This is a genomic window from Streptomyces sp. NPDC020747, assembly GCF_044334695.1.
Classification (GTDB): domain Bacteria; phylum Actinomycetota; class Actinomycetes; order Streptomycetales; family Streptomycetaceae; genus Streptomyces.
The window spans coordinates 21,745-48,218 of record NZ_JBIRTJ010000030.1 but is presented as its reverse complement, the minus strand read 5'-3'; the positions used below and the strand labels follow the sequence as shown (position 1 = coordinate 48,218).

Annotated in this window: 29 protein-coding genes; 12 read left to right on the top strand and 17 right to left on the bottom strand. The window is 71.1% G+C overall.

Going from position 1 to position 26,474, the window contains the following annotated elements; all coding sequences use genetic code 11:
• Positions 1–4: 4 nt before the first annotated feature.
• Positions 5–745: a glucose 1-dehydrogenase gene (locus ACH4YP_RS46120; protein WP_398497413.1), complete on the bottom strand. Its 741-nt coding sequence runs from the start codon at positions 743–745 to the stop codon at positions 5–7.
• A 181-nt stretch (positions 746–926) separates the two neighbouring features.
• On the opposite strand from ACH4YP_RS46120, the gene ACH4YP_RS46115 reads away from it, so the two are divergent.
• Both ACH4YP_RS46115 and lnt read left to right on the top strand, forming a co-directional pair.
• On the top strand, positions 927–1,412 hold the full coding sequence (locus ACH4YP_RS46115) for a nuclear transport factor 2 family protein (protein ID WP_189845265.1): 486 nt from the start codon (positions 927–929) through the stop codon (positions 1,410–1,412).
• Positions 1,413–1,530: 118 nt separating this feature from the next.
• Entirely contained in the window at positions 1,531–3,117 is a 1,587-nt protein-coding gene (gene lnt, locus ACH4YP_RS46110) for an apolipoprotein N-acyltransferase (RefSeq protein WP_398497412.1), read from the top strand.
• On the opposite strand, the gene ACH4YP_RS46105 is transcribed toward lnt, so the two are convergent.
• The gene (locus ACH4YP_RS46105) at positions 3,041–3,946 is read right to left on the bottom strand and encodes a Gfo/Idh/MocA family protein (RefSeq protein WP_398497410.1); all 906 of its coding nucleotides are present in this window, start codon (positions 3,944–3,946) and stop codon (positions 3,041–3,043) included. The genes lnt and ACH4YP_RS46105 overlap by 77 nt on opposite strands.
• A 305-nt stretch (positions 3,947–4,251) precedes the next feature.
• Between ACH4YP_RS46105 and ACH4YP_RS46100 the strand changes: the two genes are divergently transcribed.
• Together ACH4YP_RS46100 and ACH4YP_RS46095 are read left to right on the top strand one after the other, a co-directional pair.
• Complete coding sequence (locus ACH4YP_RS46100) at positions 4,252–4,764, top strand: DinB family protein (protein WP_361070833.1); 513 nt, start codon at positions 4,252–4,254, stop codon at positions 4,762–4,764.
• Positions 4,765–4,848: 84 nt separating this feature from the next.
• Positions 4,849–5,316: a hypothetical protein gene (locus tag ACH4YP_RS46095; protein ID WP_398497408.1), complete on the top strand. Its 468-nt coding sequence runs from the start codon at positions 4,849–4,851 to the stop codon at positions 5,314–5,316.
• 224 nt (positions 5,317–5,540) lie between these two features.
• On the opposite strand, the gene ACH4YP_RS46090 is transcribed toward ACH4YP_RS46095, so the two are convergent.
• From ACH4YP_RS46090 to ACH4YP_RS46060, 7 genes are all read right to left on the bottom strand, one after another.
• The gene (locus ACH4YP_RS46090) at positions 5,541–6,131 is read right to left on the bottom strand and encodes a hypothetical protein (RefSeq protein ID WP_398497407.1); all 591 of its coding nucleotides are present in this window, start codon (positions 6,129–6,131) and stop codon (positions 5,541–5,543) included.
• A gap of 365 nt (positions 6,132–6,496) precedes the next feature.
• A complete protein-coding gene (locus ACH4YP_RS46085) occupies positions 6,497–7,180 on the bottom strand; it encodes a uracil-DNA glycosylase (protein ID WP_361064761.1) in 684 nt (227 codons plus the stop codon).
• A gap of 157 nt (positions 7,181–7,337) precedes the next feature.
• The gene (locus ACH4YP_RS46080; protein ID WP_361064758.1) at positions 7,338–8,918 is read right to left on the bottom strand and encodes an ABC transporter substrate-binding protein; all 1,581 of its coding nucleotides are present in this window, start codon (positions 8,916–8,918) and stop codon (positions 7,338–7,340) included.
• Positions 8,919–9,122: 204 nt separating this feature from the next.
• On the bottom strand, positions 9,123–9,878 hold the full coding sequence (locus tag ACH4YP_RS46075) for an SDR family oxidoreductase (protein ID WP_361064755.1): 756 nt from the start codon (positions 9,876–9,878) through the stop codon (positions 9,123–9,125).
• A gap of 18 nt (positions 9,879–9,896) precedes the next feature.
• Entirely contained in the window at positions 9,897–10,658 is a 762-nt protein-coding gene (gene fabG, locus ACH4YP_RS46070; protein WP_361064752.1) for a 3-oxoacyl-ACP reductase FabG, read from the bottom strand.
• 157 nt (positions 10,659–10,815) lie between these two features.
• The gene (locus ACH4YP_RS46065; RefSeq protein ID WP_398497404.1) at positions 10,816–11,217 is read right to left on the bottom strand and encodes a DUF3037 domain-containing protein; all 402 of its coding nucleotides are present in this window, start codon (positions 11,215–11,217) and stop codon (positions 10,816–10,818) included.
• A complete protein-coding gene (locus ACH4YP_RS46060) occupies positions 11,214–11,981 on the bottom strand; it encodes a HipA family kinase (RefSeq protein WP_398497402.1) in 768 nt (255 codons plus the stop codon). The genes ACH4YP_RS46065 and ACH4YP_RS46060 overlap by 4 nt, the downstream gene beginning before the upstream one ends.
• Before the next feature lie 51 nt (positions 11,982–12,032).
• Between ACH4YP_RS46060 and ACH4YP_RS46055 the strand changes: the two genes are divergently transcribed.
• Positions 12,033–14,138, top strand: a complete 2,106-nt coding sequence (locus tag ACH4YP_RS46055) for a prolyl oligopeptidase family serine peptidase (protein WP_361064744.1) — start codon at positions 12,033–12,035, stop codon at positions 14,136–14,138.
• A 99-nt stretch (positions 14,139–14,237) separates the two neighbouring features.
• Positions 14,238–14,696, top strand: coding sequence for a Rieske (2Fe-2S) protein (locus ACH4YP_RS46050; RefSeq protein WP_361064741.1), 459 nt, complete (start codon positions 14,238–14,240; stop codon positions 14,694–14,696).
• Here the strand turns inward: ACH4YP_RS46050 and ACH4YP_RS46045 are convergent.
• Entirely contained in the window at positions 14,683–15,333 is a 651-nt protein-coding gene (locus ACH4YP_RS46045; protein WP_361064739.1) for a cysteine hydrolase, read from the bottom strand. The genes ACH4YP_RS46050 and ACH4YP_RS46045 overlap by 14 nt on opposite strands.
• A gap of 146 nt (positions 15,334–15,479) precedes the next feature.
• On the opposite strand from ACH4YP_RS46045, the gene ACH4YP_RS46040 reads away from it, so the two are divergent.
• Complete coding sequence (locus ACH4YP_RS46040) at positions 15,480–15,947, top strand: pyridoxamine 5'-phosphate oxidase family protein (protein ID WP_361064736.1); 468 nt, start codon at positions 15,480–15,482, stop codon at positions 15,945–15,947.
• Between the two features lie 154 nt (positions 15,948–16,101).
• Here the strand turns inward: ACH4YP_RS46040 and ACH4YP_RS46035 are convergent, their stop codons facing one another.
• Positions 16,102–17,004, bottom strand: coding sequence for a LysR family transcriptional regulator (locus ACH4YP_RS46035; protein WP_361064733.1), 903 nt, complete (start codon positions 17,002–17,004; stop codon positions 16,102–16,104).
• Between the two features lie 75 nt (positions 17,005–17,079).
• Here ACH4YP_RS46035 and ACH4YP_RS46030 point away from each other — a divergent pair, with 75 nt between their 5' ends.
• Entirely contained in the window at positions 17,080–18,072 is a 993-nt protein-coding gene (locus tag ACH4YP_RS46030) for a DMT family transporter (RefSeq protein WP_398497400.1), read from the top strand.
• Between the two features lie 58 nt (positions 18,073–18,130).
• Here ACH4YP_RS46030 and ACH4YP_RS46025 read toward each other — a convergent pair whose 3' ends face one another.
• Complete coding sequence (locus ACH4YP_RS46025; protein WP_361064728.1) at positions 18,131–19,462, bottom strand: aminotransferase class I/II-fold pyridoxal phosphate-dependent enzyme; 1,332 nt, start codon at positions 19,460–19,462, stop codon at positions 18,131–18,133.
• 90 nt (positions 19,463–19,552) lie between these two features.
• Between ACH4YP_RS46025 and ACH4YP_RS46020 the strand changes: the two genes are divergently transcribed.
• Both ACH4YP_RS46020 and ACH4YP_RS46015 read left to right on the top strand, forming a co-directional pair.
• Positions 19,553–20,230, top strand: coding sequence for a pyridoxamine 5'-phosphate oxidase family protein (locus ACH4YP_RS46020; protein WP_361064725.1), 678 nt, complete (start codon positions 19,553–19,555; stop codon positions 20,228–20,230).
• The gene (locus ACH4YP_RS46015) at positions 20,230–20,874 is read left to right on the top strand and encodes an FMN-binding negative transcriptional regulator (protein ID WP_361064722.1); all 645 of its coding nucleotides are present in this window, start codon (positions 20,230–20,232) and stop codon (positions 20,872–20,874) included. The genes ACH4YP_RS46020 and ACH4YP_RS46015 overlap by 1 nt, the downstream gene beginning before the upstream one ends.
• A 134-nt stretch (positions 20,875–21,008) precedes the next feature.
• On the opposite strand, the gene ACH4YP_RS46010 is transcribed toward ACH4YP_RS46015, so the two are convergent.
• From ACH4YP_RS46010 to ACH4YP_RS46000, 3 genes are all read right to left on the bottom strand, one after another.
• Positions 21,009–21,971 (bottom strand): DMT family transporter, encoded by a 963-nt coding sequence (locus tag ACH4YP_RS46010; protein ID WP_398497398.1) that lies wholly within the window; start codon positions 21,969–21,971, stop codon positions 21,009–21,011.
• A 282-nt stretch (positions 21,972–22,253) separates the two neighbouring features.
• A complete protein-coding gene (locus ACH4YP_RS46005; RefSeq protein WP_398497396.1) occupies positions 22,254–23,264 on the bottom strand; it encodes an EamA family transporter in 1,011 nt (336 codons plus the stop codon).
• A 90-nt stretch (positions 23,265–23,354) separates the two neighbouring features.
• Positions 23,355–23,924, bottom strand: a complete 570-nt coding sequence (locus ACH4YP_RS46000; RefSeq protein WP_398497394.1) for a Clp protease N-terminal domain-containing protein — start codon at positions 23,922–23,924, stop codon at positions 23,355–23,357.
• A gap of 161 nt (positions 23,925–24,085) precedes the next feature.
• Between ACH4YP_RS46000 and ACH4YP_RS45995 the strand changes: the two genes are divergently transcribed.
• Positions 24,086–24,274, top strand: coding sequence for a hypothetical protein (locus tag ACH4YP_RS45995; protein ID WP_361064710.1), 189 nt, complete (start codon positions 24,086–24,088; stop codon positions 24,272–24,274).
• 157 nt (positions 24,275–24,431) lie between these two features.
• Positions 24,432–24,860, top strand: a complete 429-nt coding sequence (locus ACH4YP_RS45990; protein WP_361064707.1) for an SRPBCC family protein — start codon at positions 24,432–24,434, stop codon at positions 24,858–24,860.
• 88 nt (positions 24,861–24,948) lie between these two features.
• Here ACH4YP_RS45990 and ACH4YP_RS45985 read toward each other — a convergent pair whose 3' ends face one another.
• Together ACH4YP_RS45985 and ACH4YP_RS45980 are read right to left on the bottom strand one after the other, a co-directional pair.
• Positions 24,949–25,593: a PadR family transcriptional regulator gene (locus ACH4YP_RS45985; RefSeq protein WP_143644355.1), complete on the bottom strand. Its 645-nt coding sequence runs from the start codon at positions 25,591–25,593 to the stop codon at positions 24,949–24,951.
• 207 nt (positions 25,594–25,800) lie between these two features.
• A complete protein-coding gene (locus ACH4YP_RS45980) occupies positions 25,801–26,454 on the bottom strand; it encodes a class I SAM-dependent methyltransferase (protein WP_361064703.1) in 654 nt (217 codons plus the stop codon).
• Between the last annotated feature and the right edge of the window lie 20 nt (positions 26,455–26,474).

Here is a 26,474-nt window from a genome sequence, read left to right as displayed (position 1 = left end):
CACCTCACCGACCCCCTGCCACCCGCAGCACCGCTCCCGTCGCATACGACGACTCCGGTGACAGCAGCCACGCCACGGCCGCCGCGACCTCCGCGGGATCCCCCGGCCGCCCCAGCGGAATCGACGGCGCCAGGCGGGCCGGACGGTCCGGATCCCCCATCGCCGCATGCATCTCCGTGTCGATGAGGCCCGGGGCGACGGCGTTGACACGGATGCCGTCGGGACCGAGTTCCTTCGAAAGGCCCACCGTCAGCGCGTCGACCGCCGCTTTGGTGGCCGCGTAGTGGACGTACTCCCCGGGGCTGCCGAGCGTGGCCGCCGCCGATGACACGTTCACGATGACACCGGCGCCCCGGAACGCCATGTCCCGCGCGGCCCTGCGCGAACACAGCAGCGTGCCCAGGAGGTTGACCTCCACGACCCGGCGCAGCTCGGCGGTGTCCGTGTCGGCGAGCCGCCCGAGCGGACCCGTCACGCCGGCGTTGTTCACCAGGCCCGTCACCGCCCCGAGCCGCTCCGCCGCCGTGTCGAAGAGCCGCTCGACGTCCGCCTCGTCGGAGGTGTCCGCGCGTACCGTCACGCACCGCGCACCGGCCTCGCGTACGGCGGTCGCGGTCCGCTCGGCGGCCTCGCCGTCGCGGGCGTACCCGACCGCCAGGTCGTGGCCGTCCGCCGCCAGCCGCAGGCAGGTGGCGGCACCGATCCCCCGGCTGCCACCCGTGACGACCGTGACGGGACGAGACATGTGCGCTCCTTCGTGATCTTTGACGCGTGATCTCTGATGCGTGATCCGTGGTCCTGCCCGGACCAGGACAGGACGGTTGATCGTCTCCCGGGACCGGGTCCGTTGGTCCATACGGCGAACCGCCGTTGAATATCCCTGCACGCCCCTTGGCGCCGACCTCCCCGTGGCCAACACTGAGCCGATGACTCAGCGCGTGGAACTGGCTACGGTAATGGACCGGCTCGCGGTCGACGGACTGGTCACCGAGTACGCGGTGGCGGTCGACGACGGGGACTGGGAGGCGTACCGCGGACTGTTCGCGCCGGACGGGCGGGCGGACTACAGGTCTGCGGGCGGTATCGAGGGGGACGCGGGGCAGATCGCCGGATGGCTCGCGCAGACCATGGAACTGTTCCCGATGCGGCAGCATCTGATCGTCAACCGGCGGGTGCGGTTCGGGGCGCTGGAGCAGGACACGGGCGACACGGCCCGGATCCAGGCGGACTACGTCAATCCGATGCGGTTCGCGGGACAAGACGGCGGATCGACCGAGCCCGACTTCGTGTGCGGCGGCCGGTACGACTTCGGGCTGGTGCGGACGTACAACGGCTGGCGGCTGCGTGAGGTGGTCGTCCACGAGAAGTGGCGCCGGGTCACGCAGACGCAGCAGGAACCCGCCGCCCATTGAGCCCGCGGTCGGCCTGTTCGCGCGTGCCCACCTGAGTGGATACCCCCTTACGTAGATCGTCCCGGTGCGCGCACACTGGAGTCACGCACCGTGCTTCGGGGGTCGAGGGAGGCGCTGCATGAAGCTGTCCGCCGCTGACTGGCGCCGACGCCTCGGCTCCCCCTGGTGGCGCGGCGCCGCGGCCGTGCTCGCGGGTGCGCTGCCGATGCTGACCTTCCCGGCGCCGTCCCTGTGGTGGTTCGCGTACGTCGCGCTGGTGCCGTGGATCCTGCTCGTCCGCTCGGCTCCGACGGCCCGGCGGGCGGCGTACGACGGCTGGCTCGGCGGGCTCGGTTTCATGCTGGCCGTGCACCACTGGCTGCTGCCGAGCCTGCATGTCTTCACCGTCCTGATAGCGGCGCTGCTCGGCGCGCTCTGGGCTCCGTGGGGCTGGCTGACCCGCAGGTTCCTGGCCGGTGTGCCCTCGGCGGGCCAGGTCGTCGCCGCCCTGTTCGTGCTGCCGTCCGCCTGGCTGATGGTCGAACTCGTGCGCTCCTGGGAGGGGTTGGGCGGTCCCTGGGGTCTGCTCGGTTCGAGTCAGTGGGACGTGGAGCCCGCACTGCGGCTGGCCTCGGTGGGCGGGGTGTGGCTGCTGAGCTTCCTGCTCGTCGCCGTGAACGTCACGGTCGCCGTCCTCGTCGCCGTACGGCAGTCCCGTGTCCCCGCGGTCGCCGGGCTGCTCGCGACGGCCGCGGCCACCTCGGCGGCCTGGGTGTGGTCCCCGAGGCCGGACATCGACGGCCGGGTCCGGATCGCCGTGGTGCAGCCCGGCGTGATCGACGGCGTCGGCGGCCCGGAGAAACGGTTCGCGCGCGAGGAGACGCTCACCCGGCGACTGGCCGGGCAGGACGTGGACCTCGTGGTGTGGGGCGAGAGCAGCGTCGGCTTCGACCTCGCCGACCGCCCCGACCTCGCGGACCGGCTCGCCGCACTGTCCCGCCAAGTGGACGCGGACATCCTGGTCAACGTGGACGCGCGCCGCTCCGACCGGCCCGGCATATACAAGAGTTCGGTGCTCGTGGGCCCCGAGGGGCCGACCGGCGACCGCTACGACAAGATGCGGCTCGTGCCCTTCGGCGAGTACGTTCCGGCCCGTTCCCTCCTCGGCTGGGCCACGTCCGTGGGCAAGGCGGCGGGCGAGGACCGTATGCGCGGTACCGAACAGGTGGTGATGGACGTCGGGAACGGACTGCGGATCGGCCCGATGGTCTGCTTCGAGTCGGCGTTCCCCGACATGAGCCGTCATCTCGCGCGGGACGGCGCCGAGTTGCTGCTCGCCCAGTCGGCGACCTCGTCGTTCCAGCAGAGCTGGGCGCCCGAGCAGCACGCGTCGCTGGCGGCGCTGCGGGCCGCCGAGACGGGCCGGCCGATGGTCCACGCGACGCTCACCGGCGTCTCCGCGGTCTACGGCCCGAGCGGTGAGCGCGTCGGCTCCTGGCTCGGCACCGACGCCAGCGCCTCGCAGGTGTACGACGTACCGCTGGCACACGGTGTCACCCCGTACGCGCGGTTCGGCGAGTGGCCGGTGTACGCGGCGCTGCTGATCCTGGCCGCCCTGGGCGCCACGGAGGGTGCCCGGTCGTTGCGGGTCAGGCGGGCCGGTCCGTCACCGCACGTACCACCCGCTCGCACAGCTCATGAGTCGCCAGCGCGTCCCGGGCGCTGAGCACCTTGCCCGCGCGCACCGCGTCGAGGAACGCGAGCACGACCTGCTCGATCCCGCGCTGCCTGGACACCGGCACCCAGTCGCCGCGGCGGCGTATCGTCGGCTGGCCCTTGTGGTCGATGACCTCGGCGAGGTTGACGACCTGACGCTTGGTGTCCTGCCCGGAGACTTCGAGGATCTCCTCGTTCGAGCCGCTCAGCCGGTTCATCACGCCGAGCGCCGTGAACCCGTCCCCGGCGAGCTGGAGCACGACGTGGTGCAGCAGTCCGTCCTCGACCCGGGCCCGCACGGTCACGTCGTCGACCGAGCCCGGCGCCAGGAACCGCAGGGTGTCCACGACGTGGATGAAGTCGTCCAGGATCATCGTGCGGGGCTGTTCCGGCAGGCCGACGCGGTTCTTCTGCATCAGGATCAGCTCGCGCGGGTGGTCGGCGCACTGCGCGTACCCGGGTGCGTAGCGCCGGTTGAAGCCGACGGCCAGGCTGGTGTTCCGCTCCTCCGCGAGCTTCACCAGACGTTCGGAGTCGCCGAGTTCGTACGCGATCGGCTTGTCGACATATGTGGCCACGCCCGCTTCGAGGAGACGGGTCACGATCTCGGGGTGCGCGTGCGTGGGCGCGTGCACGAACGCGGCGTCGAGGTCCTGCGCGAGCAGCTCTGAGAGGTCGGTGTGACGCTGCCCGGCCGGGAGGTGGAGGCTGTCGGCGACCCTGGTGAGGGTGGCGGGCGTCCGCGTGTGCAGATGCAGTTCGAGCCCCGGCCTGGTGGCGAGCACCGGCAGATACGCCTTCTGCGCGATGTCTCCGAGTCCGATGCAGCCGACCTTCACAGGGGTCTCCTCCGGGGAACCGACATGTCCGGTCAACACATCCAGGACGTGCTCACCCGTGTCTCCTCGGAAGCATACGGCGCCCGTGACGGCCCCCGGCCGGCGATTCCGTCGAAACTCCGCAGGAAGAGGGCGGGTCCGGCCTTCGACACCGCGGCGACCGCGACATCGCGCGGGGCCATGCCGGGACGGCCGCGCATCATGTCTGAGACGGGCTGTCCGGACCGCCTTGCGGGCGATGGCGGTCGGGCGGCGTACCCCGGAAAGGATTGGGCCGCCGGTCGGCCCTCCGCGATGATGCGGGCATGACGATTGAGCGCAGCGAACCCGCGATCGACGCCGGCGAACGAGCCATGCTGGAGGGCTGGCTCGACCATCACCGCGAAACCCTCGCATGGAAGTGCCAGGACCTGGACGACGCCCAGCTCAGGACCGCCTCGGTGCCCCCTTCCGAACTCTCCCTGCTCGGGCTCGTCCGGCACATGGCGGAGGTGGAGCGCAGTTGGTTCCGCAAGGTGCTGGTCGGCGACGATCCCGGCCCGATCTACTACAGCGACGAGGACCGCGACGGCGAGTTCCACCTCACCGAGGCGGACACCTGGGAGGAGGCGCACGGCACCTGGCAGCGGGAGATCGGGGTCGCCCGGCGGAACGCGGCGCGCTTCACGCTCGACGACCTGTCCGAAGGCAGGAGCAGGTTCACCGACAAGCCCTTCAACCTGCGGTGGATCTACACCCACATGATCGAGGAGTATGCCCGCCACAACGGTCACGCCGACCTGATCCGCGAGCGGATCGACGGAGTCACGGGCGACTGAGGGACGCACCGGTCGTTCACCCATGCGGGGCATCCTCCGCTTGTCAGCTCCCCAAATGGGGGCGGACACAGCAGAGTTGCGCGGGTGCATCGAACCGCGACCACCGCAACGCTCCTGGTCACCGTGGCCGTCTCGGCCGTCTCAGGCTGTGTGACCGTCCAGCGACCGCTCGCTCCCGGCGCCCCGTCCGCGCCCGCTCCGGCCTCGGAGCCGCGCCCGGGCGGCAGGGCCGAGCCCCAGATCGTGCAGGCGCCGGCCCGGGAGGCCCTGGAGATGATCGGCCCGTCCCGGCGCCCGTCGGCCCCCGCGTCCACACCCCGCCGTACGACCCCTCCGGCACCCGCCGCGGCCCCGGCGGCCCCTCCCCGTCGTGCCGCCGCCGATCCGCCGCGACGCCCGGAGCCCCAGCGGCCGGAGCGCCCCGCGGTTCCCCGTCAGCCCAGGGCGACGGCTCCGGTGGGCGCGGACGTGTGCGCCCTGGGCAGGCAGTACGGCGGCTGGAACCCGGACAGCCCGCAGGCAACCATCTGCAAGGACGTGTACGGACGTTGACCGACCCGGGCTCCGATCCACGGGTCCGCTGTACAAGCCCGGGCGGCGCCCAGTAAGCAGTACGCCCGACGCCCCGCTCCCGGATCCGCGCCGAGTACGGATGGACCACCGGGCCGCAGGGACCGTGCCGGAGGCCGAGTGCCGGAACCGGAGGCCGAGTGCCAGGAGCCGGGTACCAGAGCCGGATGCCGGGAGCCAGGAGCCGGACGATCGTGCGACGACTTCTAGGGCCGCTGCCGCGGCGGCCCCAGCGTCTCGCCTCCCGGGCCTCTCCCCTGCCCCGGCGTCTGACCCGGCGTCGGTTCGGGCGCCCCGCCCGACGGCCCCTCCTCGTCGAGCCTCAGCTCCAGGCGGCCGATGCCCGCCCGGACACCGTCCCCGTACGCGTCGTCGCCGAGGACGCCCACGGTGTCGCGGGCCCGGCGCAGATGGCCGCGGGCAGCCTCGGAGCGGCCGAGGTTCGCGTAGTCGACGGCGAGGCTCAGATGCAGGGAGGGATAGAAGGCCCGCACCGCGGGCGACGGCTGGTGCTCCGCGATCCGCACGTCCGTGGGTCCGTCCGTCGTCAGCCCGTCCGCCGCAGACAAGGCCCGCAGGTCCCAGACCAGTTCGTCCGCGGGGTCGTCCTGGGCGTCGGCCATGTAGTGCGCGAGTGTGCAGCGGTGCAGCGCGTCGCCGTCCTCGCCGATCTCGGCCCACAGGTCCAGGAAACGGCCTCGGGCCTCTTCGCGGTCACCGCCGTGGAGGAGCATGGCGACCTGCCCGATCCTGGTCATCATCGCGTCCGCCGCCGCCTGTTCCTGTTGCTCCGCCACCGGATCGTCCTCCACGCTCGTCCGCCGGCCGCAGCGCCCGCGCCGGTCGTTCCGTCACTTCTCCCGACGCTAACGGCAGACACTGACAATCGAGCTCAGGCAGCCCCGGGGGGCCCGCGCGCCACTGGGCCAGGACGGTGACGGGCGATCCACCGACGGACCTGGGAGGACCCACCGACCGAACGGCCGGGACCCGTCGACCGGCCGAACCGGTCCCTCTCACCAGCAGGACCCGGCCCGGCGCGCGGCCGGACCGGGTCCTCGTAGCAGTGGGTCGTGACGGCTCGTAGTGACGACGGCTCGTGGCGCACGCCGTGGTGACGAGGGTGCCGCCGTGACGCGATGCCGGCCCAGGTCGGGGATTGTCAGCCCAGGTCGGGGATCCGCCAGTCGATCGCGTCGTGGCCCTGCTTGGCGACCGCCTCGTTGATCTGCGTGAACGGCTGCGAGCCGAAGAACTTCTTCGCGGACAGCGGCGAGGGGTGCGCGCCCTTCACCACGATGTGCCGCTCCTCGTCGATGAGGGGGAGCTTCTTCTGCGCGTAGTTGCCCCACAGGACGAAGACCGCCGGGTCGGGCCGGTCGGCCACGGCCCGGATCACCGCGTCCGTGAACTTCTCCCAGCCCTTCCCCTTGTGCGAGTTGGCCTCGCCGGAGCGGACCGTCAGCACCGCGTTGAGCAGCAGGACGCCCTGCTCGGCCCACGGCATCAGATAGCCGTTGTCCGGGATCGGCGTACCCAGCTCCGCCTGCATCTCCTTGTAGATGTTGCGCAGCGAGGGCGGGGTCCTCACACCCGGACGGACCGAGAAGCACAGGCCGTGGCCCTGGCCCTCGCCGTGGTACGGGTCCTGGCCGAGGACGAGCACCTTCACGCTCTCGTACGGCGTCGCGTCGAGCGCGGCGAAGACCTCCTCGCGCGGCGGGTAGACGGGACCCTTCTCGCGCTCCTCCTCGACGAACTCGGTGAGCTCCTTGAAGTAGGGCTTCTGGAGCTCTTCGCCCAGGACGCCGCGCCAGGACTCGGGCAGCATGGCGGTGTCGGTCACGTCAACTTCCTCCGGTGTGCGCTCACTTCACGGCCGCGGAACACACGGCCGTGGGCGGCCGCGCGAGGCACGGCCACCGTCAGAGCACAGAACCTACAGGCGCCCACTGACAATCGGGCCCGAGCGCCCAACTGCCCGCGCCACCAGCCGGTCCTAGCTACCAGCTCGTCTTCCAGTACAGCTCCCACATCGCCATCATCGTCGCCGGGTCGATGGCGTTCTCCGCGCCGCCGATCTCCTCGTTCGCGGCGACGTGCTGCTTGCCCTGCCACAGCGGCAGCAGACGGGCGTCGTCCAGGAGGATCTGCTGGGCCTTCTCGAACTCCGGTGCCACCGCCCCGCGGTCGCTCTCCCGGCGCGAGTCGGGTATCAGCTTGTCGGTGATCTCAGGGGTGTCGTACGGCGTGCCGAGCGCGTTCTGCTCGCCCACGAAGGGGGCGATGAAGTTGTCCGCGTCCGGGAAGTCGGGGAACCAGCCGCGCCCGAAGACCGGGTACTCGCCCTTCTGGTAACCCGAGACGTACGTCTTCCAGGGGCGGCTCTTGAGCGTGACCTTGAACAGGTCGGAGGCCTCCAGCTGCCGCTTCAGCTCCTCGAAGGCCGGCTTGGTCTGGGACCCGTAGCGGTCGGTCGTGTACCAGAGGGTGATCGGTACGGGCTCGGTGATGCCGTCGTTCGCCAGGATCTGCTTGGCCTTGGCGGAGCTGGGGTTCCCGAAGTCGTCGAAGAAGCCCGTGGTGTGCCCGACCAGGCCCCTGGGGATCATCGAGTACAGCGGCTCGACGGTGTCCTTGTAGATGTTGTGGGCGAGCGCGGGCCGGTCGACGACCTGGGCGATCGCCTTGCGGACCGAGGCCTTCTTGGCCCACGGGTCCTTGGGGTTGAACACCAGGTAGCTGATCTCGGTGGTGGGGTTCTCGACGAGCTGGAGACCCTCACCCCCGCCGTTGTCCTGGATGTCCACGATGTCCGAGGCGGGCAGACCGCGGTAGACGACGTCGATCTGCTTGTCCCTGAGGGCGTCGGCCATCGCGGCCGAGTCCCGGAAGTAGCGGATGGTGACGGCGCTGTTCTTCCGGTCCGCGATGCCCTTGTAGTTGCCGTTCTTGACGAGATCGGCCTGCTTGCCCTCTTCGTAGGACTCCAGGCTGTACGGCCCGGAGCCACTGACCTTGCCGTCCTTGCGGAGCGCGTTCGCGGGGTAGTCCGCGGGGTCCACGATCGACATGGCGGGCGTGGAGAGCACGAAGGGGAACGTCGCGTCGGGCTGGTTCAGATGGAAGACGACCTCCCGGTCGTTCTTCGCGTCGACCCGGGCGAGGGTGTTCAGCAGACCGGCGGGGCCGCCGTTGACGTTGATCTTCTTGATCCGGTCGATGGAGTGCTTGACGGCCTTCGCGTCCAGCGTGTGGCCGTTGGAGAACTTCAGCCCTTCGCGCAGCTTGCAGCTGTACACGGTGCTCGCACCGTCGGTGAACCGGCACTTCTCGGCGGCGTCGGGTTCGGGCTCGGACGCGCCGGTGGGGAAGTTCAGGAGGGTCTGGTGGACGTTGCGGAACAGCTCCCACGAGTTGTCCCAGGAGGCCGCCGGATCCAGTGTGCTGGGCTCACTGGTCGTTCCCACGAGGATCGACTTCCCCTCGTCGGAGGAGTCCGAGGAGAATACTCCGCATCCGGCGACCAGGGATATGGACGTGATCGCCCCCATCTGACGCAGGTATCTGTCCCGCTTGAACACGCGCACGCTCCTCGATCGGCCATAGCACAAGGGTGGGCGCACGATACCGCAGCGCCCGGCCGCGTGGGCCTTCACAATGGCAAGGCCCTTGATCAGCAGGTATGGCCGTACGGTGTCGAAACGGTGTCCTTCGCTGGTGCGCTCTTGATCGGCGAATGCCCGGGCGGTTTTCAGCCAAGCCGCCCGGGCGTCCGCGAAGTGCCGTCAGACTCCCGCGTTGAGGAACTTCCCGCCGTCGACCACCAGCGTCTGCCCGGTGATCCAGTCCGACTGCTCCGAGGTGAGGAACGCGGCGGTGCCGCCGATGTCCGACGGGACGCCGAGCCGGCCGAGCGGGTAGCCCGCGGCCGCCTCCTCCTCGCGGCCCTCGTACAGGGCCTTGGCGAACTGCGTCTTGACGACGGCGGGCGCGATGGAGTTGACCCGCACCCTGGGCGCGAACTCGTGCGCCAGCTGAAGCGTCAGGTTGATCATCGCGGCCTTGCTGATGCCGTACGCGCCGATGAACGGCGAGGCCTGGACGCCCGCGAGCGAGGAGATGTTGACGATCGCGCCGCCGTTCTCGCTCTGCCACGCCTTCCACGTCCGCTGGGCGAAGCCGAGCGCGGAGACGACATTGGTCTCGAACACCTTGCGTGCCACGTTGAGGTCGAGGTCTGCGATCGGTCCGAACACCGGGTTCGTACCGGCGTTGTTGATCAGGAAGTCGACGCGGCCGAACGCCTCCATGGTGCGCTCGACGGCGACGGCCTGGTGGGCCTCGTCGTGGGCCTTGCCCGCGACGCCGATGACACGGTCGGCGCCGAGCGTCTCGACGGCTTCCTTGAGCGCGTCCTCGTTGCGTCCGGTGATGCACACCCGGTCGCCGCGGGCGAGCAGCGCCTCGGCGACGCCGTAGCCGATGCCGCGGCTCGCGCCGGTGATGAGGGCGACCTTGCCCGAGAGTTCCACAGTGGTCATGTCCCTTGTCCCCCGGCCCTAGTTGAGCGGTCCGCCGGCCACGTACAGCACCTGGCCGGAGACGAACCCGGCCGCGTCGCCCGTGAAGAAGGCGATCGCGTTGGCGATGTCGTCCGGGTTGCCGACGCGCTGGACCGGGATCTGGGTGGCGGCCGCGGCCTGGAAGTCCTCGAAGCCCATGCCGACCCGCTCGGCGGTGGCGGCGGTCATGTCGGTGACGATGAAGCCGGGCGCGACGGCGTTCGCGGTGACGCCGAACTTGCCGAGCTCGAACGCGAGGGTCTTGGTGAAGCCCTGCAGACCGGCCTTGGCGGCGGAGTAGTTGACCTGGCCGCGGTTGCCGAGCGCCGAGGAGGAGGAGAGGTTGACGACGCGGCCGAACTTGGCGTCCACCATGTACTTCTGGACGGCCCGCGTCATCAGGAAGGAGCCGCGCAGGTGCACGTTCAGGACCGTGTCCCAGTCCGACACGCTCATCTTGAACAGCAGGTTGTCGCGGAGCACGCCCGCGTTGTTCACCAGGATCGTCGGCGCCCCGAGCTCCTCGGCGACGCGCGCCACGGCGGCCTCGACCTGCGCCTCGTCGGAGACGTCCGCGCCCACCGCGATCGCCCTGCCGCCGGCGGCGGTGATCTTCTCCACGGTGTCCTTGCACGCGGCCTCGTCGAGGTCGATCACCGCGACGGCGCGGCCCTCGGCGGCCAGTCGTACGGCGGTCGCGGCGCCGATGCCGCGCGCGGCACCGGTGACTACGGCGACGCGCTGCTCTGAGGTGGACATTGCTGGTTCTCCTCGCCCTTGGGAAGCCCTTGAAAGACCAAACCTGCGGCTCTCACGGTACGCCCCTCCGGTGAGCGACCGCTTAGTACCTTCAGCAGATGTGACGCTAGAAGCCTTGGCACCCAGTGTCAACGGCCTGCTCGGCGGGTGTGAGCCATTACCTGACCAGCAGGTCGAGGAGCCGCACCGCCTCGGCGGCGGGATCCGCCGTGAGCCCGGTGTGCACGGGCCCCGGCTGGACGACAGTGGAGCGGGGCGCGATCAGCCAGCGGAAGCGCCGCCCGGCGTCGTCGCGCGCGGCCTGGCCCGCCGCCGCTCCCCCGGCGCAGACGCCCTCGACGGCCCGCAGAGCGGCCCTGATCCCGGCCGCGTCCGCCTCCGGGTCGAGGGCCCGCAGCTTGGTCTCGTCGAGCTGGGTGTGGGCGGCCACGAAGGACTTCGCGCGGCAGTACACGAGCACGCCCGCGTTGAAGTACTCGCCCCGCTCGACCCGCGGCACGACGCGCAGCAGCGCGTACTCGTAGACATCGCGACCGTCACGGCCGTCGCGCTCGCTCACTTCGTGCCCTCCTGGCTCGTCCGGACGCGCTCGTGAATCGTGGCGGCGCGGGCGAGGAGCGGCTCGGCGTACGCGTGCCTGAGCGTTTCCGTCGACTCGAACCCCGGCTCGTCCCGCAGCCACTCCTCCGGGATCGCCGCGGTCACCTCGGCGAGCAGTTCCTCGGTGACGCGGGGCGCCAACTCCGCGGCGGCGGAGGCGATGTCGGGGCCGAACGGCGCGAGGGCGTGGTCGGAGGCGTCGTACGGCTTGGCCGCGGAGGCCGCCGCGCCGGGCCAGTTGTGGTGCCAGATCATGGTGGCGCCGTGGTCGATGAGCCACAGATCACCTTGTCGTACCAGCATGTTAGGGTTTCGCCACGATCGGTCGACATTGTTGACCAGCGCGTCGAACCAGACGATCTTCCCGGCTTCTTCCGGGCTCACCTGGTGCGCGAGGGCGTCGAAGCCGATCGCCCGGGAGAGGAAGTCCATCCCGAGATTCAGCCCCCCGCTCGACTTGAGCAGCTCCTGCACTTCCTGGTCCGGTTCACCGAGCCCGATGACCGGATCGAGTCCGATCGTGACCAGGCCGGGTACGCGCAGGCCCAGGCGACGGGCGAGTTCACCACAGACGACCTCCGCGACGAGGGTCTTCCGTCCCTGTCCGGCACCGGTGAACTTCATGACGTACGTTCCGAGATCGTCCGCCTCGACGAGTCCCGGCAGCGAGCCGCCCTCACGCAACGGCGTGACGAAGCGGGTCGCGCTGACTTCCTTGAGCATCGCCCCAGGTTACTGGGGCGTTCCCCGTCCACTCGCACGAAGGGACCACCTGTGACCGCCGAAGACCTGCCCCTGCAGTACGCCCGTACGAAACGCTTCTCCCTCGGTGTGCCGCGCGGCTTCACCGTCTCACCGGACGGTGACCGTGTCCTCTTTCTGCGCACCACGAGCGGCCGCTCCACGACGGGCCTGCTGTGGCTGTACGAGAACGGCGAGGAACGGCTGCTCGCCGACCCGCTCGCGCTCGGCGACGGCGGGGAGGTCCCGGAGGCCGAGCGGATCCGCCGCGAGCGGGCCCGCGAGACGAGCGCGGGGATCGTCTCGTACGCCACCGACGCGGCCGTCCGCCTGGTCGTGTTCGCCCTCTCGGGCGCCCTGTGGACCGTGCGCACGGACGAGGGCGTCCCGCGCCGGATCCCCACCGCGGGCCCGGTCGTCGCCCCGCGCCCGAGCCCCGACGGCTCCCGCATCGCGTACGTGAGTGACGGCGCCCTGCGCGTCGTACGCATCGACGGCACGGCCGACCGCGCGCTGGCCAGGCCGGAGGGCCCGGAGGTGACGTACGGGCTCTCCGACCACGTCTCGGCGGAGTCGCTGGACCGTACGCGGTCCTTCTGGTGGTCACCGGACGGGGACGCGCTGCTGGTGGTGCGGGTCGACAACTCACCGGTCCAGCAGTGGTTCATCGGCGATCCGGCGGACCCGACGCGTCCGCCGCGCGCGATCCGCTACCCGGCCGCGGGCACCGCCAACGCCGAGCCGTCGCTGCACGTGGTGCGGCTCGACGGCGACCGTGTCGACGTACGGCTCCCCGAGGAGGCCTCCGGGCCGCATCCGGCCGGCGAGTGGACCGATCCGGCCTTCGAGTACGTCGTGCACGCGGCCTGGGACGACGACGGACCCTCCGCCCTCGTGCAGACCCGGGACCAGCGCTCGGCGTATCTGCTCCGGATCGGTTCCTCCACGGGCCTGACCACGACGCTCCACCATCTCCGGGACGCCTCCTGGCTGGAGTTCATACCCGGAACGCCGGCCACCACCGCCACCGCCGGTCTCGTCCTCACCACCCAGGAGGGCTCGCGCGGACTGCTGCTGACCGGGACCGGTGCGCGCACTCCGGAGGGCATGTACGTCCACGCACTGCTCGGAGTGGTGGGCGACCGGCTCTACTTCACGGCGAGCGAGGAGCCGACGGAGACGCACGTCTGGTCGTACGAACCGGAGAAGGGCTTCGAGCGGCTGACCGACGAGCCGGGCGTGCACCGCGCCACCGTCGGGGGCGACACCGTCGTCCTGGACAGCACCACCCTCGACGGGCAGACGGTGAGCGTGCTCCGGTACGGCGGACCGGCCGGGCGGATCCGGGTGCTGGCCGAGCGGCCCGTGACCGAACCGCTCCCCCGCTTCCTGACCCTCGGCGAGCGGGAGCTGCGGACGGCGCTGTACCTGCCGACGTCGTACGAACCGGGGCCGGGGCGTCTGCCCGTGATCGTGCACTCGTACTCGGGGCCCGGCGCGCAGAAGGTCGTGAAGGCCGCCGCCTGGCACCACGCCGTGAACCAGTGGTTCGCCGACCAGGGCTTCGCGGTGCTGTGCGTCGACGGACGGGGCACTCCGGGGCGCGACCGGGCCTGGGAGACGGCCGTCCACGGGGACCAGCTCACGCCCGTGATCGAGGACCAGGCGGACGCCGTACGCGCGGCCGCGGAGCTCTTCCCCGAACTGGACACGGGACGCGTGGCCATCCGGGGCTGGTCCTTCGGCGGCTATCTCGCGGCGGGGGCCGTGCTGCACCGGCCCGACGTCTTCCACGCGGCCGTCGCGGGCGCCGCCCCGACCGATCTGCGGCTGTACGACACGCACTGGAAGGAGCGGTTCATGGGCCACCCGGACGTCCGGCCGGAGAACTACGAACGCTGCTCCCTGGTGGCGCACGCACACAAACTCACACGCCCCTTGATGCTCGTCCATGGGATGGCCGACGACAATGTGGCGCCCGCACACATGCTGAGGTTCTCGGCGGCACTGCTCGCCGCCGGCCGGCCGCACACCGTGCTGCCGCTGCCGGGGGCCACGCACCTGGTCACACAGGAGGGCGTGATAGACACCCTGCTCAGGCTGGATCTCGATTTCATCAAGAAGTCGCTCAATTCCTGAACCGCCTGAACTGCGCGGGTGACGTACCCGTACCCCCTGTTGGATCAACACACGACTTTACGAACGCACATCTGCACATCTGTGGAAGGGACCGCCACTATGTCCAGCGAATCGCTCAAGCCTGCGCCGGCGCTCTGTCGTCGCACCCTCCTGGCGGCGCTAGGCGGGGCCGGTATCGCCGCCACGCTGACCGCCTGCGGGGGCTCCGACGACAGTTCGTCCGGCTCCTCCGACTCTTCCGGCTCCTCCGAGTCGTCGGGCTCCGGCGGTGGCGCGGCGCTGGCCAAGACCGCCGACATTCCGGAGGGCGGCGGCAAGGTGTTCGCCGACCAGGGTGTGGTCGTCACACAGCCGACGGCCGGTGAGTTCAAGGCCTACTCGACGGTGTGCCCGCACCAGAAGCAGCAGATCAACAGCGTCGCCGACGGCACCATCACCTGCCCCGCCCACGGCAGCCAGTTCAACGTCACGGACGGCAGCGTCAAGAAGGGGCCCGCGACCAGTGGCCTCACCGCCGCCAAGATCACCGTCAGCGGGGACTCGATCACGCTCGGCTGACCCTGCGGGGTCGCTTGAGGCAGGCCAGTACCTCGTCCGTGGTGGCGATCGTGGCCACCAGGGCGAGCGTGTTGCGGATCATCGCGGGGGTGTAGTCGGAAGGCACCCCCGCGATGGCGTCGCTGGGGACGACGACGGTGTAGCCGCGGTTCACCGCGTCGAACACCGCGTTGGGCACGGCCACGTTGGCGGAGACGCCGGTCACGACCAGCGTCCGGCAGCCGAGGTTGCGCAGCAGCGCGTCGACGTCGGTACCGGCGAGGGGCGACAGACCGTGCAGACGGCGTACGACGAGGTCCTCCTCGGCGACCTCGATGGGCGGCGCGACACGTACCGCGGTGGTCCCCGACAGCTGCCGCACCGGCAGACGTTCGGCCGCGCGGAACAACCGGGCGTTGTGGTTGGCCCCCCGCCCGTCGGGACGGCGCTCGGCGATCGCGTGCATGACCTGTACGCCGCTCTCGTGGGCCGCCGCGACGAGACGGGCGACCTGGGCGAGCGCGCCCGAGGCACGGAACTCCTTCGCCAGTTCGGGCAGCGCGCTGTCCGGCCCGACGACACCCTGCTGGCACTCGACGGTCAGCAGGACCGTGGTCGCGGGATCGAGGAGTTCACTGAGCTGTTCGTGGGACGGCATGGGCTCCCCCTGTCACGGGCGGTTCCCCGGGCCCGGCGCGGCCCGGTCGACCTGGTCTGCGGTGGCGGGCGAGCGTAGCCACCATTGCGTACGGACGGAAGACGGCACATGCTCTTCTGACGTCACGTCAGAGATGAGGGAACCGTATGGCCGACACTCAGCGCCGGGGTCGAAGGATCATGATGACACCCGACGAGCTGGACGAGTTCCTGACCACCCAGCGCACCTGCCGGGTGGCGACCGTGTCGGCCGACGGCGCCCCGCACGTCAGCACGCTCTGGTTCGCCTGGGACGGCAAGTCCCTCTGGCTGTACTCGATCACCCGCAGCAAGCGCTGGGCCGACCTGCGCCGCGACCCCCGCGTCGCCGTGGTCGTCGACAAGGGTGAGGAGTACGGCGAACTGCAGGGCGTCGAGCTGTCAGGCACCGTCGAATTCGTCGGCGAGGCCCCGCGTACGGGCGAGCCGTGCCCCGAACTCGACGCCGTGGAGCGGCTGTTCGCCCGCAAGAACTTCGGCCTGGACGAGATGCCCCACGACGGCAGACACGCCTGGATGCGCCTGACCCCAGAGGCAACGGCCTCATGGGACTTCCGCAAACTCGCCGCACTGTGAGGTGAGGCGGGGCGGCCGGCGCCCGTAGGGGCGTGGGGCACGGCTTCGCGAGGGCGGGGCCGCGCCCCTTTTGAGGGGCGCGGGGGACTGCATAAGGGGCGCGGGGAACTGCGCGACCAGTCCCCACCGACCCGCACCCGACAAACAACCCCACCTAGGAAACCCGGGCCCCCGCGGAGCGCAACGCATCCACGGCCGCCCGAATGGCCGGCCGCCGATCCGCGTCGGCCCGCCACACCGCGTACACGTGCCGCGTGACACGCGGCCGCACCGGCACGGTCCGCACCCCGGCCGGAACGGGATCCCGCCCGAGGCGGGGCGCCACGCACACGCCGAGCCCCGCCGCGACCATCGCGAGCTGCGTGTGATGCTCCACCGCCCGGTGCGCGATGACCGGCTCGATCCCCTTGCCCCGCAGCGTGAAGAGCAGCCACTCGTGACAGAACTCCCCCTCGTCCCAGGCGATCCATTCGTCGTCGACGAAATCCGCCAGGTCCACCTCCGGACGATCGGCGAGGCGATGCCCGACAGGCAGCGCCAGATCGGTGGGATCGTCGAGAAGCGAGGCCTTGACCAGACCGTCCGGCAGCGGCAACGGCTTGTTGTACCAGTCGAGAACGACCGCCAGATCGAGGTCACCACGCGTCACCCCGGCGACCCCGGTCTCCGGCTCCAGCTCACGCGAGCGAACCCGCAGCCCGGGATGCTCGGCACGCAGCACGGCGAGCGCCGTGGGGAACAGCCCGCGCGCCGCCGTGGGGAACGCTGAGAGCCTCAACTCCCCCACCACCAGCCCTCGCTGGGCCTCCAGATCGGACTGGGCGAGCTCCACCTGGGACAGGATGCGCGCGGCATGGTCGGCGAGCAGCCGCCCCGCGTCGGTGAGCCGCACCCCCCGCCCGTTCTTGGCGAGCAGTTGTTGCCCCACCTCCCGCTCCAGCTTGGACATCTGCTGGGACACCGCCGAGGTCGTCACATGCAGCCCCTCGGCCGCGCCACTGACCGAGCCGTGCCGGGCCAGGGCGTCGAGGGTACGCAGGCGCTCCAGGTTCAACATATAAGCAATACTACGAGGTACCACGCGAAAAGTCTCGCTTGTGCTACGAGATCGTGATCCGTCATCGTGGTCGGCATGAGCCCCGCGACCGAACCCCAGACCTCTCCCGTCTCCTTGTCCACCACACCTCCGGGCTCGCTCCACACCGCCCCTCCCCGCGCCCGCCGAGCCCTCGACTGGCGCCTCCGCTTCGCCGGACTGTCTCTGATCTGGGGTTTCAGCTTCCTCCTCATCAAGGTCGGCACGAACGGCTACGCCCCCTTCCAAGTGACGTTCGGCCGCCTGCTGTTCGGCACGCTGGTGCTCGCGGTCGCGATCGCCTGGAAGGGGGACCGGCTGCCGCGCGGAGCGCGCACCTGGGGGCACCTGGCGATCTCGGCCCTGCTCCTCAACGCCCTGCCGTTCTCGCTGTTCGCGTACTCCGAGCTGACGATTCCGTCCACGCTGGCGGGTATCTGCAACGCGACCTCACCCCTGTGGGGCATGGCCCTGTCGCTGGTCGCCCTCTCCGAGGACCGGCCCACCCGCCGCCGGGTCGCGGGCCTCGGTATCGGCTTCCTCGGCGTGCTGACGGTGCTCGGCGCCTGGCAGGGCTTCCACGGCCTGGACGCCGCGGGCACCACGATGGCCCTGCTGGCGTCGCTCAGTTACCCGATCGGCTGGATCTACATCCGCCGCACGCTGGCCGGCTCCAGCCACTCCAACCTCTCGCTGACCGGCGCCCAGCTGCTGCTCGCGACGGCCCAACTGGCCGTCGTCACCCCGCTGTTCACGACCCTGCCGACCCGCTTCCCGCTCATACCGCTGCTCGCGATCATCGCGCTGGGCACGCTCGGCACTGGCCTCGCCCTTCTCGTCCAGTACGGCCTGGTCGCCGAGATCGGCCCGACGACGGCCCAGATGGTCACGTACTTCATCCCGGTCATCGCCACCGCCGCGGGCGTCGCGATCCTCGGCGAGTCGCTGGCCTGGTCGACACCGGTGGGCGCGGTCATCGTGCTGGCGGGCGCGGCACTCACCCAGTCCAGGGCCGGCAGGCCCACCAAGCTCGCCAGACCCAAGCCCTGAGCCCACCGCGCAACCGCGCCATCAGGTCTCCGGCTCACCGACTCACCGCGCCCCGGACTTAGACGTACCGGCGCTCAGGTGCCGGCCCGACCGCGGCGGCGACCGCGTCCGCCACCACCCCGACCTCGTCCGGAGCGAGGGTCGAGACGGTGATCCGCAGCCCCGGCGGCGCGTTCATCCGGAAGCGTGCCCCCGGCGCGACGGCCCAGCCCGCGTGCAGCAGCCGCGCGACGGCCCCGGTCTCGTCCGGCACGGGCACCCACACGTTCATCCCGCTGCGTCCGTACGCCTCGACGCCCCGCTCCGCGAGCGCGCCGATCAACGCGTCCCGCCGCCGCCCGTAGGCCGCCGCCACGGCCCGCGCGTCCACCGCACCGTCGGCCCACAGCCCGGCAACAGCCCGTTGCAACAGCCGGCTCACCCAACCCGGCCCCAACCGCTGCCGCCCCTGCACCCGGTCCATGGTGACGGAGTCCCCGGTGAGCACGGCAAGCCGCAGATCGGGCCCGTACGCCTTGGCGACCGAGCGCATGAACGCCCAGTGCCGGGTCACGCCGGCCAGCGGATTCAGGGGCAGGTCGACGATGCGATGCCCGTGGTCGTCCTCGACGAGCAGGGTCTCCGGGTACTCGGCCAGCACGGAACGCAGGGCACGCGCGCGCGTGGCGCTCACCGCGGCGCCGGTCGGGTTCTGCGCGCGGTCGGTGACGATCAGGGCACGCGCCCCGCCCTCCAGCGCGGCTCGTACGTCGTCGGGCAGCGGTCCCTCGTCGTCGACGCCGACCGGAACCGCCCGCAGCCCGAGCGCCGGGATCAGATCGAGCACACTGCGCCAGCCGGGGTCCTCGTGGGCGACGGCGTCACCGGGCCTGAGGTGCACGGCCAGCACCCGCTCGATGGCGTCGAGCGACCCCGAGGTGACCACGACCGGCCCGCCCGGCACGCCGTCCGCGTCCAGGTCCCCGCGCGCGAGGCGTGCCAACTCCGGCTCCACGGCGGCCTCTCCGTAGAGCACCGGTTGTCGGTCGGCGTGGGCCGCGGCCGCCGCGAACACCCCGGCGAGCGCGGGCAGCAGAGCCGGGTCCGGATTGCCGTCGGACAGGTTCCGCACCCCGGGCGGCACATCCAGGCGGGAGATCTCCCGAGCGGTCGTCACCGGCTTCGACCGTACGCGACTGCCGCGCCGGCCCGCCGTCTCGATCACCCCGCGCTCACGCAAAGTGCGATAGGCGGCCGCGACGGTATTGGGATTCACCCCGAGCCGTCCCGCCAACTCCCGCATCGGCGGCAGCAGTTGACCGGGTTCGAGGTCCCCCGAACCCACCGCACGCTCGACGCTGGCCGCAATCTCAGCTGCGCGCCTACCCTCGATCCGATACTCTTCTAGCACAAAACAGAGTATGCACTAGTGCAATACGCCACGCAAGGCGAGCACGGCGTACGTGCCAGAACAGACGACGACGCAGACCTGGAGAGCACCATGACGGAGACGGCCGCCCCGCGCCCCGCCACGTACCCCCCGACCGACCGCACCGTCCCCACCCGCTCCAGGGAGCGCGCCGCGTACGACCACGAGATGGTGCACTCGATCCTCGACGAGGGGTACGTCTGCCATCTGGGCTTCGTCCGCGACGGGGCGCCGGTCGTGCTGCCCACGCTGTACGGACGGGTCGGCGAGCACCTCTATCTGCACGGCTCGACGGGTTCGCGCCCGCTTCGGATGGCGGGACAGGCCGACCCTGGTCTGCCGGTCTGCGTCACCGTCACGCACGTCGACGGGCTGGTGCTGGCCCGCTCGGCCTTCCACCACTCGATCAACTACCGCTCCGTGGTGGTGCACGGCGTCGCCCACCAGATGACGGACCCCGACGAGAAGCGGGAGGCCCTGGACGCGCTGGTGGACCACGTGGTGCCCGGCCGCTCCTACGACTCCCGGCCCGCCAACGCCAAGGAACTGGCCGCCACCGCCGTGCTCCGCCTGGACCTCGCCGAGGTGTCGGCGAAGCTGCGCACCGGCGGCCCGAACGACGAGCCCGAGGACCTCGGCCTGCCGCACTGGACCGGAGTCCTCCCGCTCCGCAAGGGATACGGCGCCCCGGTCCCCGCGGCCGGCCTCGCCCCCGGGATCGAGGTCCCCGACTACCTGGCGGTCCTCTGATGCTCATACATCCCTGGGACGCGCCCCGCGACGACACCGAATGGCAACAGTGGCTGGCCGTCCACGACTTCGGCCAGCTCTCCGTGAACGGCCTGCCCGGCGAACCGCCGCACGTCCAGCCGATGCACTTCCTCCACGAGGCCGAGCCCGGACCGTACGGACTGGTCCTCGCCCATCTGGCCCGCCCGAACCCGGTGTGGCCGGCCCTTGAGGCGAACCCGGTCGTGACCCTGAGCGTGGTCGACGACTACGTGTACGTGCCCGGCCCCTGGCAGGCTCCACCGGACTCCCCGCCCGAGCACGGCACTCCGACGAGCTTCTACGCTGCGGTCCAACTCCGCTGCACCGCCCAGGTGGTGGACGCCCCGGCGGAGAAGGCCGAGCTCCTCAACCGCCAGCTCGGCCACTTCCAGCCCGAGGGCGGTTCCGCCCGTGCGACGGTCGGCGAGGCCCCGTTCGGCCGTCTCCTCTCCGGGATCCGCGGGCTGCGGCTCGAAGTGACGGACGTACGGGCGAAGTTCAAGTACGCGAATCACCGGCCGGAGGAAATCCAGAACCGCGTTGTGGCCGAACTGACCACAAGAGGCGGTCCGGGTGACACGGCGGCGCGGGAACACCTGCTGCGGCGGCGCGACAGCAGGTGACGCCGAGGTGGCGCAGGCCGCCTCATAGGTGACCGGCCGTGTGGACCCTACGGGGTGGGGCCCACACGGCCGGGTACCGACGCTCGTCCGACACCGGCGTTCTCCGGTACCGACAGTCCGGTGGCGGCAGGTCTTCAGAGCAGCGCCGGTTCCCCCTCGGGGGCCCGTCTCGCGGTCCCCGAGCCCCGTGCCTCCGCGAACGCGAGCCCCGCCACCGACCCGAGCATCAACAGCGTGCCCGCGACCGTGGCCGCGGTCAGCCGCTCGCCGAGCAGGGCGACGGCCAGGACCGCCGCGCTCACCGGTTCGAGCAGCATGATCACGGAGACGGTCGCCGAGCGGACGACGGCCGCGCCCGCGAAGTACAGGGCGTAGGCGAGGGCCGTCGGGACCGCGGCGATGAACGCCACCAGCGCGATGACCCGGACGGGTTCGGCGGTGTGCGGCACCAGCCCCTCGGCGAGCCCGAACGGCAGCAGACACAGGGCCGTGACGGCGAACGCCCCCACCGTGGTGGACGAGGCGTCGGTGCCGCCGTCGCGCCCCCACCAGCGGGTCAGCAGCGTCATCACCGAGTACCCGGCGGCGGACACGACCGCGAGCGCGACGCCCGACGGCCGGACCGACGCGCCACCGCTGCCCAGCACGAGCACCGCGAGCCCGGCGAACGCTCCGGCGACGGAGGCGTACCCGGCGCGTCCGAGCCGTTCTCCCATGGTCAACTGTGCACCCAGCGCGATGAGTACGGGACCGGCCCCGAGGGTGACGACGGTGGCCACGGCGAGTCCGGTGGCCTCGACGGCGGCGAAGTACGCGGTCTGGAAGACCGCGAGCCCCACGCCTGTGGCACCGGTCCGCAGCAGCCTCGTACGAAGGAGGGGGCGTGCGGTGGGGCGCGGCCGGCGCCGGAGCGACCGGGCTGCGAGCAGCAGGGCGAGGCCGCCCGCGCAGCGCCAGAAGGACAGGGCGACGGGGCCCATGTCGCTGGCGCGGTAGACAAGTGAGGCGACCGCGCCCGCGGTGCCCCAGGCGGCGCCGGCGACGGTCAGATAGAGAAGGCCTCGCCCGATGGGCAGGCCGGAGACAGCATGCGACACGTGTTCTCTCCGCAGATCCGCAGAAGTTCGGGAAAGGACCACGTCACGCGCCGTACGAGCGGCACACCGACCGGATGGGGCGTACGAGCCCCGTCAGGCGGGTGAGTCGCCGCGACCAGGTCGGTTGCGATCAGGTCGGTCGTCTCGGCGCGGATGGTCCTCGGACTTCATCCGCGGGCAGCACCGTTCCGCCCGGCCAATGGCCGGGCGGGAATTCCGGAGGGCCCGCCTCAGGCGGCCGGAGGCGGAAGAACGAGTGCGCTCGAATGCATGATCGGGAGCCTAGACGGCGGTGCCTCGCGCCGACAACTCCCTTTCGGCGTCGCCCGTGCCGCCTGCCACCGGTGTCTGCGCGGCCTTGGCGGGCGTGGACGACTGGGCGATGAAGGCGCCGCAGAGGACGACCGCGCCGCCGATGATCTGTGGCGCCGACAGGTGCTCACCGAGCAGGACCCAGGCGAGCACGGTGGCGATGACGGCCTCCAGACAGGCCACGACGCCTGCCACCTGCGGCGAGAGCCTGCGCACGGACTTGACGCCGGTCACGTAGGCGACGACGGTCGCGATCAGCACGATCCAGCCCAGCAGCAGCGAGGCCGCGACCGCCGTGCCGTCCATGTCCGCGGTGCCCCCGAGCACCGACCAGTCCATCCCCCACGGCCGCGCCACGACCGTCAGGACGAGCGCGCCGACCAGCAGCCCGTACGCGATGACGCCGAGCGGATCCGGGGCCTCCTCGCCCGCGTCGCTGCCCTGGTCGGACAGGACGAAGTAGCCGACCTGGCAACAGGCGGCGCCGAGCGCGAGCAGCAACCCGAGGACGTCGAAGCTCAGCCCCGACCACACCTCGACGACGCAGGCGAGACCGCCGACGGCGAGGACGACACCCAGCGCCGCGGCACGGGTCACCGGCCGCCGCTGCACGAACCGCACCCAGCCGAGGACCAGTGCGGGCGCGAGGTACTCGACGAGCAGCGCGACCCCGACGGGTATGCGCGAGATCGAGGCGAAGTAGAAGGCCTGGACACCCGCCACGGCGAGCAGTCCGAACCCGGCGAGCAGCGCGGGCCGCCTGCGCACGAGCCCCCGGTGGCGCACGGCCAGCGGCAGCATCACCACTGCGGCGCCCGCGACCCGCAGCCACACCACGTCCAGCGGGTCGAGCCCCGCCTCGATCAACGGCTTGGCCGCGACACCGGATCCCCCGAAGGCGACCGCCGACGCGAGAGCGAGGCCGAGCCCGAAGCCCCTCCCTCGGTTGCGCTGACTGCTCTCAGACGTATGCACCGGCACATGATGACAGGCGACGACATGAGCGTCACCCCCGATGACACCTGTCTCACCGAATGGACCGGCGACGCCCCCGCACGCCCCGGTATCGGCTCAGGCCCCGATGCCCCGGTCCGCCGCGGCGTCGATCCGCGCGAGCAGCACCGGTACGTCGACCCCCGCGCGTCCCAGTACCTCCACCGCCCGCGACTCGGGTTCGGCGACGATCGCCGCGAGCAGGTCGACCACGCCCGCGCGGTCGTCGCCCCGTCGCAGGGCCCGTTCGCAGGCGACCTCCAGGGTGCCCGCCGCCACCGGCGACCACCCGTCCTCGGCCACCACGGGTATGGCACCGGAGTCCTCGACGGAGCTCTGCCAGCGGAGCCCGTAGCCGATGCTGCGCTGCACGAGATAGCCGAGCAGCCGGGCGACCTGAGGGCCGCTCTCGAAGACCTCGCGCACCTCGGGGTCGGACTCCAGGAGCGTGTGCAGCAGATGAGCCGTGTCGAGCTGCCGGTCCCCGTCCCGCAGCGCTCGTCTGCGCGCACCGCTGACCACCACTGCCAGCTCAGCGCTGAGCCGGGCCTCGATGTCCTCGCGGACCGGGTCGCGCCCGGCGGCCTGCTGGTGGGAAGTACGGGATTGCACACCCCTCACCTCATCAGTCCCTTCGGACCGAGTCATCCCCGTGGGGAAGCATTTCCGCGTCCGACACAGGGTGGAGCAGCACTGTCCGACCCCTCCTCCTTACGGATGACATCGCGCCGCCGCCCCCGACGGGCGCGCGCCGCCTTGCGCTGCGCCCCTCACGCAACCGCGTCGCACCGGCGCTCGTCCAACGCAGCATGGAGAGCAGGTGCTGGCTGGTGGTCCTGCCGGCCATCGACGGCAGGCAGTACGCGTACCGGGTCTACGCCCCCGACGACGCGCTGCTCGCCGACCTGTTCTGGGACGCCTGGCACTGCCACGACGAAGGGCCGTACCCGCGCGCCTGGGACCTGTTCGACGCGGCGGCGATACGACGGATCGACTGAGGGCCCGCCCGGCGCACTCATCCGGAGCACTCACCCTCTCCCGTCTCCACACTTCCTGACGGTTCATCAGTATTGAATGTTCAGGGCCCTGCGACTACGTTCCGCGACACCGTAGCCAGCTGCGCCCGGCGCAGCACCCGAGACGAGGGGTGGTCGCATGGCCGAAGTCAGCGCGGAAGCACGGATAGAGGCGCCCGCCGAGAAGGTCTGGGCACAGCTCACGGACTTCTCCTCGTACGGCGAGTGGAACTCCACCCACACCAACTTCCCGAAGGGCGGTCCCGAGACGCTCGAAGTCGGCGGCACCTTCGAGGAGAACATGAAGATGATGGGCTTCCCCGCCGAGGTCAACTGGACCATCGAGGAGGTGGAGGCGGCCCGCACGCTCGCGATCCGCGGCAAGGGCCCGATGGCCGTGATCGTCGCCACGCGTTACACGCTGACCCCCGACGGCGAGGGCACGACCGTCCGTATCGACGGTGAGTTCACGGGCGCCGCCGTCTCGCTGATGGCGGGCAAGCTGAAGGACTCGGCGACGGCGGCCCTGAACGAGTCCCTGCGCAAGCTGGACGGACTGGTGGCCTAGAGCAGGCCCGGAACACGGCCCATCACACGCTCAATGGGGGTACTTCGAAGTCGAAGCACCCCCATTGGTGAACCACATCGGCGGACCATCAGTCCTCGTCGGCGAGGATCAGATACAGCTTCTTGCGCGCGTCGTTGATGACGGTCAGCGCCTTCTCGCGCTGCTCCTTGCTGCCGGTCTTCCAGACCTGCCCGAACGCCTCCATCAGACCGAAGCCGGCCTGCCGGATGTCGCTCAGAGCCTCCCAGTCGACCCCGCGCCCGGCGTCCTCCCAGGGCGCGTCGGGACCCTCGTCGGCCGCGACCCGGCCGTCGTCGGTGAGCGAGAAGAGCTTCTTGCCACCCTCGCTCGCACTGCTGATCAGCCCCTCGTCCTCCAGAAGCTGAAGGGTGGGGTACACCGAACCGGGGCTGGGCTTCCACGCCCCGCCGCTGCGCTCGGCGATCTCCTGGATCATCTCGTAGCCGTGCATCGGCCGGTCCTTGAGCAGGGCCAGGATCGACGCGCGTACGTCGCCACGCCGTGCCCTGCCACGCGGTCCGCCCCTGCCTCCGCGCCCACCCCAGGGGCCCGGGCCGAAGCCGGGACCACCGAAGCCGGGCCCGAAGGGACCGAAGGCGGAACGCCGGCCCTCGAAACCACCCCGACCGGGGTGTCCGGGCCCGCCGTGTCCACGGCCACGTCCTTCACCGGGGCCGAACCCCGGTCCGTATTCCTCTCCATGGGAACGCATCGCAATCACTCCATTCGATCGTTGATCTGTCGCGATGCGTCAACGATATATCGGAACAGTTCGCCCGGCAAGGCCCACCGACGAAGGAGAGCTGCCTCGTCTCAATCGATCTGGACTCCGTCTCAGGTGATCGGGTCCGATTTGCCTGCGGTCTCAGGCGACCTGGTTCGGCTACGCGGTTGATGCGAGCGCCGCAGTCGCGGCTTGTCAGCCGGCGGTGGTCGGCGGTTCTGCAATGCCGATGAAGTTCGCGGCCATGGACCGGATGCGGACCGACCACCCCAGCGCGGTGAGGTCGTCCGTGAGGGTCTGGACATCGTGGAACACCTTCACGATGCGGTATCGGCTGCCGTCATCGAGCCGGCGCAGCGCCGCGGGGGTCGGCTGGTCCGCGAGGACTTGCTCGTAGGCGGCTGCTGCGGGGCCGTCGTCGATGAAGATCGCTTTGCCGCCCGGCGCGAGCGCGGCGGCGACGGTGTTCCAGAAGTCGGGCAGCCGCGTCGGCGGGACATGGGAGAGCCAGAAGGCGAAGAACACGGTGTCGTAGCGTCGTGGCGGCTGCCACTCGAACAGGTCGGCCTCGAGGAATTCCACGGTGGGGAACGCGGTGCGCGCACGAGCGAGGGCCAACACTTCGCTTGCCGCGTCGACAGCCGTCACCGAACGCGCCCGCCCGGCGAGCAGAGGGGTCCACTGGCCCGTTCCGCAGGCCAACTCCAGCACATCCCCGGCAATCGGGAGGTCATCGACGACAGCCAGCAACCTCCGCAGGTCTTCGTACTCCGCGTAGGGCCGGTCGTATTCGGCCGCGCCGGCACTGTAGTAGGCCATCTGTTCCGCCAGGAGAGCGTCGTCATCCATGGAGGTTCCCCTCATCCGGG

Coding starts and splice junctions, on each gene's coding strand:
- ACH4YP_RS46120 (WP_398497413.1), bottom strand. CDS start 745: ATGTCTCGTCCCGTCACGGTCGTCACGGGTGGCAGCCGGGGGATCGGT.
- ACH4YP_RS46115 (WP_189845265.1), top strand. CDS start 927: ATGACTCAGCGCGTGGAACTGGCTACGGTAATGGACCGGCTCGCGGTC.
- lnt (WP_398497412.1), top strand. CDS start 1,531: ATGAAGCTGTCCGCCGCTGACTGGCGCCGACGCCTCGGCTCCCCCTGG.
- ACH4YP_RS46100 (WP_361070833.1), top strand. CDS start 4,252: ATGACGATTGAGCGCAGCGAACCCGCGATCGACGCCGGCGAACGAGCC.
- ACH4YP_RS46075 (WP_361064755.1), bottom strand. CDS start 9,878: ATGACCACTGTGGAACTCTCGGGCAAGGTCGCCCTCATCACCGGCGCG.
- fabG (WP_361064752.1), bottom strand. CDS start 10,658: ATGTCCACCTCAGAGCAGCGCGTCGCCGTAGTCACCGGTGCCGCGCGC.
- ACH4YP_RS46060 (WP_398497402.1), bottom strand. CDS start 11,981: ATGCTCAAGGAAGTCAGCGCGACCCGCTTCGTCACGCCGTTGCGTGAG.
- ACH4YP_RS46050 (WP_361064741.1), top strand. CDS start 14,238: ATGTCCAGCGAATCGCTCAAGCCTGCGCCGGCGCTCTGTCGTCGCACC.
- ACH4YP_RS46045 (WP_361064739.1), bottom strand. CDS start 15,333: ATGCCGTCCCACGAACAGCTCAGTGAACTCCTCGATCCCGCGACCACG.
- ACH4YP_RS46040 (WP_361064736.1), top strand. CDS start 15,480: ATGGCCGACACTCAGCGCCGGGGTCGAAGGATCATGATGACACCCGAC.
- ACH4YP_RS46035 (WP_361064733.1), bottom strand. CDS start 17,004: ATGTTGAACCTGGAGCGCCTGCGTACCCTCGACGCCCTGGCCCGGCAC.
- ACH4YP_RS46030 (WP_398497400.1), top strand. CDS start 17,080: ATGAGCCCCGCGACCGAACCCCAGACCTCTCCCGTCTCCTTGTCCACC.
- ACH4YP_RS46020 (WP_361064725.1), top strand. CDS start 19,553: ATGACGGAGACGGCCGCCCCGCGCCCCGCCACGTACCCCCCGACCGAC.
- ACH4YP_RS46015 (WP_361064722.1), top strand. CDS start 20,230: ATGCTCATACATCCCTGGGACGCGCCCCGCGACGACACCGAATGGCAA.
- ACH4YP_RS46000 (WP_398497394.1), bottom strand. CDS start 23,924: ATGACTCGGTCCGAAGGGACTGATGAGGTGAGGGGTGTGCAATCCCGT.
- ACH4YP_RS45995 (WP_361064710.1), top strand. CDS start 24,086: ATGGAGAGCAGGTGCTGGCTGGTGGTCCTGCCGGCCATCGACGGCAGG.
- ACH4YP_RS45990 (WP_361064707.1), top strand. CDS start 24,432: ATGGCCGAAGTCAGCGCGGAAGCACGGATAGAGGCGCCCGCCGAGAAG.
- ACH4YP_RS45985 (WP_143644355.1), bottom strand. CDS start 25,593: ATGCGTTCCCATGGAGAGGAATACGGACCGGGGTTCGGCCCCGGTGAA.
- ACH4YP_RS45980 (WP_361064703.1), bottom strand. CDS start 26,454: ATGGATGACGACGCTCTCCTGGCGGAACAGATGGCCTACTACAGTGCC.